Origin of the sequence: Nostoc sp. (assembly GCF_036919815.1) — a bacterium.
Lineage (GTDB): Bacteria > Cyanobacteriota > Cyanobacteriia > Cyanobacteriales > Nostocaceae > Nostoc.
Genome location: NZ_JBALCE010000030.1, coordinates 53,451 through 65,074, shown reverse-complemented (window position 1 = coordinate 65,074; position 11,624 = coordinate 53,451). Strand labels below are relative to the sequence as shown.

Here is an 11,624-nt window from a genome sequence, read left to right as displayed (position 1 = left end):
ATATTTTTAGTTTATTCAAATAAGGTATTGTCTGCTGAACTTACCAGCAAGCCTAAAACAACACTTGATTATTTTCACCCGCTATCCAGAACCAGGGAAGACAAAAACTCGATTGATACCTGTTTTGGGAACTGTTGGTGCTGCCAATCTTCAACGCCAGATGACTGAATATACCATATTTCAGGTTCAAGAATTGCAAAAAGCCATTGCCATATCTGTGGAAGTGCGGTTTGCAGGTGGCGATTCGCAACTTATGCAAGATTGGCTGGGGTTCGATTTGGTTTACCAGTCTCAAGGTGAAGGCGATCTAGGTTCGCGGATGGCGCGAACGCTTGGAAATGCCTTTCAATCTGGTGCAGAACAAGTAATTATCATCGGTACAGATTGTCCAGGAGTCAATGCCCAGATTCTAGTGACAGCTTTTGAGAACTTACACGCCTTTGATCTGGTACTTGGTCCTGCGATCGATGGTGGATATTACTTAATTGGTTTGCGCCAACCCATCCCGGAGTTGTTCGTTAACATCGAGTGGGGAACTGCTCAAGTATTCCAGAAGACCGTGGATATTGCCCAGAAACTCAATTTATCTCATGTGAACTTGTCGCTTTTAGCTGATGTTGACCGACCGGAGGATCTGCCGATTTGGGAGCAAGCCCTTGCAGGCGAGATGGAAAAATGAGGCAGATAAGGGACTTCCAAAAAATAAATCATCCCAAATTATTTTTACATTTGTAGGGGTGTATTGCTATACGCCCCGACTATGGGATATTTTTTTAATTGGAAGTCCCTAAGAGAAATATAACGATTTTTGTATGGATGCAAGACACACTAGGGGCGCACATCTGTAATTGGTGTCAACTTAAGCTAAAAACCCTTTTCAAACCTTGTTTCTAGCCTCTGCCTGGAAATGGTGGTTCATTGGGCTGCTGCCGCGAGTAAGGGAGGCGGAGCCTCAATCAGGGGCGTTCCCAGTCGGAGACTAGGAACGAGTTAATGTGTTTTATTAAGTTTATATCTTGAAATACTAGAAATTTCCTGAAGACACTGTACATAACAAATGTTACTGTGGCCTAGTTGAAAACCAACAGGCAGATAGCCTTTACCAGTATTGAATCTGCTTTGTGTTTCTACACAACAGTCACGGTCATGGGCACAATATTCAAGTAGCTTTAAATATGAACATCACTCTTATTCACCGCCAGTTTGAAAAACTATGGTTAACCGTTTTACTTCCGTGAGTACTGCCCTCACACTTAAGGTAGTTGGAATAATCTGCATTTTGTCCTTTTTTGTGGACTTTTTGATTTTATTGTTACCCTTTCAACCTACTGATCGGGTATGGCAAATCAACTTGGCAACAGCGCTAGTTGATCGGGGAATTGTTCCTTTAGTAGGTTTGGGGCTTCTGTTTGCTGCCTATTGGATTGATGGTGCTGATGCCGCAAGCGATCGCCCCCAAGGTATCGATTTAAGATTTCCCGCCCTGATCCTCTCAACTATTTTCGGGTTGATGTTCTTGCTGATTTTTCCCCTCCACCTCAATAACGTCAATCAAGCTAAAACTCAAACACTCAACCGCATCACCCTAGAAGCAGATCAGGCAGAAAATCAACTAAACACTCGGTTCTCACAATTGCAAGCACAACTGACTACTGACCAAGGAAAAGCTCAACTAGAGCAGCTGCGAAACCAAACCAAAGCTCAGTTTAGTGAAATTCTCAAAGATGATCAAAAATATAAGCAAGCACTTGAAAGCTCTCAAATTCCCGCAAATATCAAAGAGTTACTCAAGAAGGCTAAAACAGATCCCCAAGCACTTGACAAAGCTATTGAACAACAAACAGATATTCAGACGCTGAAAAATCAACAACTGAGCCAACTTCGCCAGCGCAGAGACGAAGCAGAGCAACAAGCTAAAGATACTGCGTGGAAGTCTGGACTGAGAATTGGCATTAGCAGTTTGCTGTTGTCGATTGGTTACATTATCATTGGCTGGACAGGCTTAAGAGATAGGGGTGCTATGCAAGGCGGTAAACCTAGAGCTACCGCACGCTAATCCACTATTGGCATGGCAGTAGGACGTATCCAAAAATTGTTCACGGCTCACACTGCCATGTGCCCAATAACCATAAAAAGGCAATTATCACTGAGTAAAATCACTATAAAACTTGGCTAATGTTCTCAATTTACATACTGACATATAATGAAGAGCTAGATATTGCTGCTTGTATCGAATCGGCGATGCTATCTGATGACATCATTGTTGTGGATTCATGCAGTAGCGATCGCACTGTGGAAATCGCCAGTCGCTATCCCATCCGCGTCATCCAACACGCTTTTGAAAGCCACGGACGACAACGCACCTGGATGTTAGAGTCTATCCCCCCGCAGCACGAATGGGTTTACATTCTCGAAGCTGACGAGCGCATGACACCAGAACTGTTCGCGGAATCCGAAAAGGCAACTCAGAATCCAGACTACATCGGTTACTACGTCGCTGAACGTGTCATGTTCATGAATCGTTGGATTCGCTACAGCACACAGTATCCCCGTTACCAAATGCGCCTCTTCCGCCACGGTAAAGTCTGGTTTACAGACTATGGTCATACTGAGCGGGAAGTTTGTGAGGGTGCAACTAGCTTTTTACAAGAAACATACCCACACTACACTTGTAGCAAAGGCTTGAGTCGCTGGATTGAAAAGCACAACCGTTATTCTACAGATGAAGCTCAAGAAACATTGTATCAATTAGAGCAGGGAAATGTTAACTGGGGAGATTTATTCTTTGGCAAATCGGAAATCGAAAAACGCCGCGCCCTGAAAGATTTGTCTTTGCGTTTACCCGCCAGACCGTTGCTACGGTTTATATATATGTATTTTATCTTAGGCGGCTGTCTAGATGGACGCGCTGGACTTGCTTGGTGTACATTGCAGGCATTCTACGAATATCTGATTTTGCTGAAAGTTTGGGAAATGAAGTATCTACCAAAACCTAATTTAGACGCAACAGCAATTTTGGCACAGGAGAGTATACAACAGTTGCAGTGCGCGGATTCTGAAACTACACAGGCTGATGTGGCGTAAAGGGGACTGGAGATTAGAAGGATTACGCACTACAGTTTGAAACAGTTCAAAGGGCTTTAAAAACGAAAAGGTACTCCAAGTCAGTGTGGGTAGTTCACTGTCTATGTGTATGCTTATAGGAAAATAGCTGATTTCCAGCAACAAGTAGGTGTTTTTGGGGCAGCAGCCAACTTGCTAGCCTTTTGGACAGTGACTTGCAGCAAAAACTGCCTAAAGTTAAAGTCTTCGGAATTTGACGAATCTGCTGGTATGCATTGCAATAACAAAAGTTCCTCTAGCTTAAAACAGGAGAATCGGGGCTTGGTAATCGATCGCCTAAAACAGGACTTAAAAAACGACCTGATTGCTGGTTTGTTGGTAGTAATTCCCCTAGCAACCACTATCTGGCTGACAATTACCATTGCTACTTGGGTTATCAACTTCCTCACCCAAATTCCCAAACAGTTGAATCCCTTTGATGGGTTAAACCCAATTTTAGTAAATATACTGAATTTATTAGTAGGATTGGCTGTACCACTATTAAGTATTCTCTTGATGGGCTTGATGGCTCGGAATATTGCTGGGCGATGGTTGTTAGATTTTGGTGAGCGATTATTACAGGCGATTCCTTTAGCTGGACAGGTATACAAAACCCTCAAACAGCTTTTGGAAACAATCCTAAAAGATTCAAATGGCAAGTTTCGCCGTGTAATTTTGGTAGAGTATCCCCGCCGAGGAATTTGGGCGATCGGCTTTGTCACTGGTGCAATCAGCAATGATATCCAAGCCCAGATGTCTCGCCCCGTGCTAAGTGTTTTTATCCCCACCACCCCGAATCCGACTACCGGATGGTATGCAGTCGTTCCTGAAGATGAGGTGGTGAACCTCTCCATGTCGATTGAAGATGCCTTTAAAATAGTTGTATCAGGTGGCATTGTCGCCCCCAATCCGTCCTTGGTTTTTCCCAAACAGCCCACGCTGGAAGCGAAACACGACGAAATCAAGCAGCAGGTTATTCCCGTTGAAGAAATTTAAAATCAATCTGGCAAAGTCACAAGCAAATATATAATATTAGTAAAGGCAAAAGTCAATTGATTTCAGCCAATATACTACACGCTAGTTTCATCATTTCATTTTTTTAAACCTTTCAGAACAATATAAGCATTAATTATGAAATAAGTAATATAAAATGCATTGTCTTACGCAAGTTTGATTAGCTCCGGCGTAGCCCTTTGGGAAAAACTTTTTGGTTTACTGATTATTAACGCGATCGCTTCCAGGTAACTAGTGGCATCATCTGAAATGGTCAATTTAACCTTGTTTTGTGAGTTTTGTGATCTCCCTGGCTTTAGCTGAAATGTCCAGATGGTAAGACTTATAAAAAAGTTTTTGGTTTACGGGTAATATTTATTAAACTAGCCTAAACAAAAAACTTTTAAGATGAGAAAACTGTCTTTAATTCTCCCGTTAGCTATCCTAGCTTTTGGCAGTGTAGTTGTTAACAGCCAAGAAAGGTCTTCATCCAATACTTACACTCAATCTGTTACCCGTGAAGTTTTAGCGAGTGGTTATCCTACTCAAGATCAAAAGCAGATTCTTGAGCTTGTACGCTATACCATTGCACCAAGAGCAAAACTACCTACTCATACTCATCCGGGAATGCAGATTGGACGAGTAGAGGCGGGAACTTTAACTTTTACTGTTGTAGAAGGAGAAGCTAAAGTAACGAAAGCTAACGGCGCAGAATTGATTCTTAAAAAAGGGAAAACTATACAGCTTACAGTGGGAGATTCTTTAGTTGAAACCCCTGGAATTATTCATTATGGGGAAAACCAGACAAACAAAGCAATTATTATTCTGTCTGCTTCTCTATTTGATGCTAATCAACCAAAAGCTATTTTAACCAATCCTAAAAACAGATGAATTTGATGATAAATTTTGACTTTTGTCAGAGGTTTACTCATTAGTATTTGAAATAGCATCGTGCTACTGAGTCTTTCAACATTGAGATTTGAGTACTCAGTTTTGACATTTTCATTCCAATATCTCTATAAACACTAGAAAACTAAGTCAGTTGACATCTCCGAAATTGAATCTCTAACTCTTGTACAGCTTGGGCTGATACCTAATTTCTGAAAATGTCTGTATATTATTTATTGGGTTAAGCACAAAATATTTATGCACTTATGATGGTTGTCGTAGAGCTTGAGAGGATACAAGATTCCCTGAACTGCCTACAGGTAAAACAATGTGACCATTTATGGTAAAACAAAAAGAGCCTTTATTCGTAATAATTTTTATTTCAGGTTAGCAAATTACGTACTAAAAAGTATTTAAAGTTATCAGTAATTCAATGATCGTTCTTCTCTTAAAAACTTTTTGGTTTACTGATATTGTTGTTTTGCTGTGCCAAAATTGATATAATAATAAGTTTGTCTCTCTAGTTAATCAGTTCTCGCACAATCACCCCTTAGTTTTATGCAACCTCGTAAACCCCAGCAGATTGCTCGTGAATTGGCGCTTTTAAGCATTAGCCAATTGCCAGTCAACCCCAAGAAATTAGATAAATTGGAAGACGATCAATTAGTATCGAAGTTGTTGCTAGGAGCAGTACGCACTCTGACCTCAGAGGTGCAAGATACCCTCAATAATGCCGCAGGTGAACTGCAACGCAGTAACGATCGCCTCTTAAGTAGCCAAACTCGGGCTTCAGACCTCGATAGTGCCAGAACAATGCTTCAAGAAGCGATCGCCTGCACCCAGACAGCAATCAATCAGTTGGGTACAGCAGTTGATTTCCCAGTATTGATTCAGCTAGCTAATCAGGATAAGGGAGTCCGTAATTACGCTAAAGAGCTTGTGATTACCGTCAATGAAAACCGACACATTATAGATGAACTCCTTTCTACTGCCTTAGTAGATTGGCAAATAACTCGCCTCGCCCAAATTGACCGCGATATCCTGCAAATTGCTGTGGCAGAAATGAAGTTCTTAGGAGTTCCAGACAGTATCGCCATCAACGAAGCTGTGGAGCTAGCCAAACGCTACAGTGGAGACGATGGTCATCGGTTTATTAACGGTGTTTTGCGCCGAGTCAGTGACCAGAAAAAAAGTGCCTAGCTTTTTATACCTATTTCTCCAGGTGAGGAGGATGTAGCTTTAGCTGACCGCAGGGTGGGAGACAAGGAAAATAACCAATGCCCCATGCCCCATGCCCAATGCCCCAAGTTAAATTAAACTTATAACTCATAATTCATATAACCAATACTGCTGCAATGGTTTTTAATTGGTTCCGTCGTAAATATAACGATTCCTCTGATCAGAAACAGGAAGAAACTCCTCCTGTACAAGAACCCCAACTAGAGCCAGCCGAAACGTCAACACCAACTGCTGAAACTGCACCAGAGACAACGGCAGACTTGTTGGCGTTTGCTAAAGCTGCCTACAAAAATATTCAGCAAAAACAACAAGTTGAGGTGGTAGAAACCCCACTTGATTCAGCAGATACCCCAGCAGCATCAGCACAACCTGAAACCGCAGAAACGGCAATTGCCCAAATCACCGAACCAGAAGCAACTGAGGAACCTGTTAGTACAACCGTAAAAACAGCACAACCAGAAGTTATCCAAGGGGCTACTGAGTCAGAAATTACAGAAAATTCCTCAGTAGCAGCAATTGCTGATCAGCCAGATGTCAAAAGCCCAGAAGTAACGGCAAGTGAAGTTGAACCAACACCCACCGAACCACTAGCTACGCCAGAGGCAACAGCACCAGTTACATTATCCTTCTTAGAACGGGCGGCAGCAGAACGGCAAGCCAAACTGGAACAATTAATGGCCACCGCGATTGAAGTCCCAGAATCGGAGGTAGTACAGCCAGTAGCTGCAACCTCAGAGACAGAAGAGGGAATTCCCGGACTGGTATTTGATGATGGGTTTGTCTGGTCGGCGAAAGTCCTAGCAGCTCAAGGTAGAAGTCCAGAAGACGTTTCTATTGAAGAAATTACCTGGCTGAAAAAGCTCCGGCAAGGGTTAGACAAAACTCGCCGTAGTATTCTCAACCAACTGAAGGCGATCGTTGGTCAAGGACCGCTTAACCAAGCTGCTGTGACGGAAATTGAGGCATTGCTCTTACAAGCTGATGTGGGTGTAGAGGCGACAGACTTTATTATCAATGCCCTACAGAAAAAACTTCGAGAAGAAGTCACCGCACCTGAAGAAGCGATCGCTTACCTGAAAAAAATTCTCCGCGATATGCTGGATGCGCCGAGCAAAACATCCCACAAAACTAGCTTTACCCCAGAAAAAGAAACCTTAAATATTTGGTTAATTACTGGGGTGAATGGTGCCGGTAAAACTACCACCATCGGCAAAATTGCCCACTTGGGACAAAAATCTGGCTATAAATGCTTGATTGGGGCAGCAGACACCTTCCGCGCCGCCGCCGTGGAACAGGTGAAGGTTTGGGGTAGTAGAAGTGGTGTAGAAGTAATTGCCAATCCGGGAAAGAATACAGATCCGGCAGCAGTTGTGTTTGATGCGATCGCCGCCGCTCAAGCACGTCAAAGCGAATTACTTCTGATAGATACAGCTGGGCGACTGCAAAACAAGAAAAATTTAATGGATGAACTCGGCAAAATCCGGCGAATTATCGACAAAAAAGCCCCAAATGCCAAAGTAGAATCTCTGTTGGTTCTAGATGCCACTTTAGGTCAAAATGGACTGCGGCAAGCTGAAGTTTTCTCCCAAGCTGCCCAACTGAGTGGCGTTGTCTTAACCAAACTAGATGGTACTGCCAAAGGCGGCGTTGCCCTTGCCGTTGTGCAGCAGCTAGGTTTACCCATTCGCTTTATTGGTGCTGGCGAGGGAATTGAAGACCTACGCCCCTTTTCGAGCTATGAGTTTGTCGAAGCTCTTTTGAGTGGCTAGTTGAAAAATTGGGAGTTAAAAAATTTTCTTGACAAACTGATAAATTTAGGTGTAACTGATCTGGTATTATCACTTGAACTAATTAGAAACAAAATACTGGAAACAGATCAATTCCTAAAATCATGAATTTGTCATAATCAATCGGTGGCTTTTGCTAAAATTTCGAGCTAATGCCCTTTTTGACACCCTGAATAGGCTTTTTAAATGTAGCAGCACGGGCATTTAGTTGCGACATCCAAAAGTCCGTAAGCTCGCATCTTGCAGCAATTTAAATTTTACCAAACCAAGCCCGATTTGAGCGCTTCTAGAGGTTTTCACTCAAAAAACTTCTAGTCTCCTAGTTGCCTCTGCCCAAACAGTCACTCTGAAAGCCTGAGAAATTATTCTTTGAATAGAGTATTTTGATCACTTTAGAGATATGCTTTGGGAATTAAGTTATGAAAAAATGAAAAGCTTTCTGAACTATCACCGAAACTAGTAATTTTTACGGGTTGGGTTTTGACTAAAAATACATGATTTGAAATTAGTAATATTGCATCAGAAATAGAATAAGCAAATAAAATACCGATAAAATTTGCCTGTTACGTCTTTATACTCTTGCTAAAATGAGAACTCTTGCCTAAATATGGTTTAGCAATGCCAAAGCCAAAAGGTTTATAAATAATCTAAAATCTGCCAATATAAAGTGCAATAATAACTGTGCCTGTGTCTCAACTGCCCTCTCAACCCACTGAAAACAATAGTAGTGCCGCGACGGATGTCACACCAGTCGTAGCACTAAAAGAACTCGTGGCAAGGTTGCACCGGGAACAGAACAAAATTCAAGATTTGCTAAGTTCTTTAGGATTTGCCCTGAGAAGTTTCAATAATTTGAATCAGTTTTTGGAACTGATCCCCCTGATGGCAACAAGAGTTACAGATGCAGACGGTAGCGCCCTGTTTCTCTACAAACCTAATGGTCAAGTCAGGTTAGAACAGTTACATTGGCAAGATAGTCGCCAGCGAAAAAATATCCGCAAAGCGCTAGAAATAGCCAGCAGTCAAATCACGCTTATGCCCAATACTGCCCCTTTAGCGAATGCCACAGGGACTTTAGATGACCAGATGCATCGCTATTTGGGGCCAGATGTGCAAATCTTTGGTACGGCGATTCTGGTGAAGCATACAGAACGGGGATGGCTTTATGTCTTGAGCCGCGATCCAGAATATAGTTGGACAGAAACTAGGCAAAAGTTAGTTAGGTTAGTAGCAGACCAAACAGCAGTAGCGATCGAAAACGATGAACTAGCTGTAGAATTAAGAAAAAAAGAACGCCTAGATCAAGAACTAGAAATTGGCGCAGAAATTCAACGGCGACTTTTGCCACGTCAATGCCCGACAATCCCTGGTGCAGTTGTAGCGGCACGCTGTAAACCTGCCAATCGCGTTGGCGGAGACTACTACGACTTTTTTGCTACCAACGACAATAAGATTCAGCCCAAGACCAAAGGCGGCACGGAAACTAGTCGTTGGGGTTTGGTTATTGGAGATGTCATGGGCAAAGGTGTCCCGGCTGCACTGATTATGACGATGATGCGGGGAATGCTACGGGGAGAAGTGCTACATGGTAATTCCCCAGCAAGAATTTTGCAAAACTTAAATAGAGTTATGTATGCGGATTTGGAAAATTCCCACCGCTTTGTAACGGTATTTTACTCAGAATATAATCCCCATAAGCGAATTTTGTCTTATAGCAATGCGGCACACAATCCTCCCTTGTGGTGGCACGCAGCGACGAAAACTGTCAGCCGTTTAGATACTTTGGGAATGTTAATCGGTTTGGATGCTAACAGCCAATATGAAGATGCCCAGGTACAATTAGAGCCTGGGGATACAATTATTTACTATACAGATGGTTTGACCGATGCTGCTGCCGCAGGTGGCGATCGCTTCGATGAAGACAATTTTGTGACTGGCTTCAATACGGCTTGTAAGTACTGCAATGGACCACAAGAAATTGTGGATTACCTATTTGACCAAGTTCAGCAATTCATCGGTGCTGATAAGCAAAACACTGATGATATGACATTAGTTGTTCTGCAAATTTTATAGTTATTAACCATTTTTGCTTGGTCAAGTCATGAGTCAATGCTTAAGTTTATGGTTACTCTGACTTTTCATATCATGTGCAAAAGCTAACACGAAACATAACCCCCCAGCTAAGGTGTTGACTTTCTGCGAAAATAGTCCAAAAACATTAGGCTTCTGGTTCAATGCCGAGCGATCGCACTTTGGACTAATCTCAAAGTACACGCAGTATGCTAGGAATGCTTTCGATCGCTGATAAATTCCGAATTTCTGCCAAAGCTTGCCGAAAATTGCCTTCTGGCACATCATGGGTAACAACCACAATCTCTGCTAGTTCCCCTTGAAAGCCAGTTTGGACAATTGACTCTAAGCTAACGCCATAATTCCCAAAGCAAGTACCCAATTTACCAATAACTCCGGGTTGGTCATTTGTGAGGAAACGGGCGTAAAATCGAGTTATCAGTTCTGCCATTGGTGCAATTTGGCAATATTCCTGATGTCCACAAGCTAATAATGGATTTGCAACTGCTGTATTGGTTTTAAGAACAGCAACTAAATTCAAAATATCCGATGTGACAGCACTGGCGGTTGCACCGGCACCAGCACCGGGTCCGAAAAACATTACTTGCCCGATTGGTTCTCCTTCGACAAGAATGGCATTGTAAACGCCATTGATGCTAGCCAAAGGGTGAGCTTGAGGCACTAAAGTAGGATGAACTCTGATGGACAGAGGGGATGAGGGAGTATTACGTTTAGCGATCGCTAACAATTTAATCACAAATCCCAATTTTTCGGCGTAGGCAATATCTGTTTTGCTGACTTGCCGAATCCCCTCAGTATAAACATCTTGCAAGTTGATGCGTCCGCCAAAGCCTAATGATGCCAGGATGGCAATTTTATCGGCTGCGTCTAAGCCCTCGACATCGGCTGTGGGGTCAGCCTCAGCATAACCCAAACGCTGGGCATCAGCTAAAACATCGCTGAAGTTGCTGCCTTCTGTTTGCATCCGCGTCAGGATGTAGTTAGTTGTACCGTTAACGATGCCAGTTATAGTGTGAATACGGTTAACACTTAAAGACTGCTTTAGGGGTTGAATCACCGGAATCCCACCACCCACAGAGGCTTCTATCATCACGTATACGCCAGCTTGATTGGCAGTTGTGAAAATTTCCGCCCCAAAACGGGCGATCGCTGCTTTATTCGCTGTGACTACGTGTTTACCATTACTTAAAGCTTTCAGGATCAGCGATCGCGCCGGCTCTAGTCCGCCCATAACTTCGACAACTATATCCACCGCCGGATCGTTGACAATCGCTTCCAAATCTGTAGTTAAGACTTCCGTAGACAATTCTACTGCACGGGGTTTATCGAGCGATCGGACTCCCACCCGATAGATTTCTATCTCTTGCAACAACGGATGACGCCCAGCCCGATCTTGCAACAACTGCACCGTACCCGTTCCCACAGTGCCTAACCCCAGTATTCCTAGTTTCACACCCACAAATTTTGCACCCAATTTCACCAACAACAATTGTAGGTAGAGCATTTGCCCTACCTACTGATTAT

The 11,624-nt window shown here is 42.9% G+C and carries 9 protein-coding genes; 8 read left to right on the top strand and 1 reads right to left on the bottom strand.

The window, feature by feature from the left end; all coding sequences use genetic code 11:
* Positions 1 to 31: 31 nt before the first annotated feature.
* The 8 genes from V7K15_RS08440 (at position 32) to V7K15_RS08405 (ending at position 10,082) form a co-directional block, all read left to right on the top strand.
* Positions 32 to 679, top strand: a complete 648-nt coding sequence (locus V7K15_RS08440) for a TIGR04282 family arsenosugar biosynthesis glycosyltransferase (protein WP_334904868.1) — start codon at positions 32 to 34, stop codon at positions 677 to 679.
* A gap of 534 nt (positions 680 to 1,213) precedes the next feature.
* Positions 1,214 to 2,056 carry a hormogonium polysaccharide biosynthesis protein HpsJ gene (hpsJ-B, locus tag V7K15_RS08435; protein WP_334904741.1) on the top strand — a complete coding sequence of 281 codons (843 nt, stop codon included), beginning with the start codon at positions 1,214 to 1,216 and terminating at the stop codon, positions 2,054 to 2,056.
* 119 nt (positions 2,057 to 2,175) lie between these two features.
* Positions 2,176 to 3,084 carry a glycosyltransferase family 2 protein gene (locus V7K15_RS08430; protein ID WP_334904739.1) on the top strand — a complete coding sequence of 303 codons (909 nt, stop codon included), beginning with the start codon at positions 2,176 to 2,178 and terminating at the stop codon, positions 3,082 to 3,084.
* A gap of 249 nt (positions 3,085 to 3,333) precedes the next feature.
* A complete protein-coding gene (locus V7K15_RS08425) occupies positions 3,334 to 4,098 on the top strand; it encodes a DUF502 domain-containing protein (protein WP_334904866.1) in 765 nt (254 codons plus the stop codon).
* Between the two features lie 405 nt (positions 4,099 to 4,503).
* Positions 4,504 to 4,986 carry a cupin domain-containing protein gene (locus tag V7K15_RS08420; RefSeq protein ID WP_334904737.1) on the top strand — a complete coding sequence of 161 codons (483 nt, stop codon included), beginning with the start codon at positions 4,504 to 4,506 and terminating at the stop codon, positions 4,984 to 4,986.
* Between the two features lie 555 nt (positions 4,987 to 5,541).
* Complete coding sequence (nusB, locus tag V7K15_RS08415; protein ID WP_334904735.1) at positions 5,542 to 6,183, top strand: transcription antitermination factor NusB; 642 nt, start codon at positions 5,542 to 5,544, stop codon at positions 6,181 to 6,183.
* A gap of 155 nt (positions 6,184 to 6,338) precedes the next feature.
* On the top strand, positions 6,339 to 7,991 hold the full coding sequence (gene ftsY, locus V7K15_RS08410; RefSeq protein WP_334904733.1) for a signal recognition particle-docking protein FtsY: 1,653 nt from the start codon (positions 6,339 to 6,341) through the stop codon (positions 7,989 to 7,991).
* 699 nt (positions 7,992 to 8,690) lie between these two features.
* Entirely contained in the window at positions 8,691 to 10,082 is a 1,392-nt protein-coding gene (locus V7K15_RS08405) for a PP2C family protein-serine/threonine phosphatase (RefSeq protein ID WP_334904731.1), read from the top strand.
* A 190-nt stretch (positions 10,083 to 10,272) separates the two neighbouring features.
* Here the strand turns inward: V7K15_RS08405 and V7K15_RS08400 are convergent, their stop codons facing one another.
* Positions 10,273 to 11,559, bottom strand: coding sequence for a homoserine dehydrogenase (locus V7K15_RS08400; protein ID WP_334904864.1), 1,287 nt, complete (start codon positions 11,557 to 11,559; stop codon positions 10,273 to 10,275).
* Positions 11,560 to 11,624 lie beyond the last annotated feature (65 nt).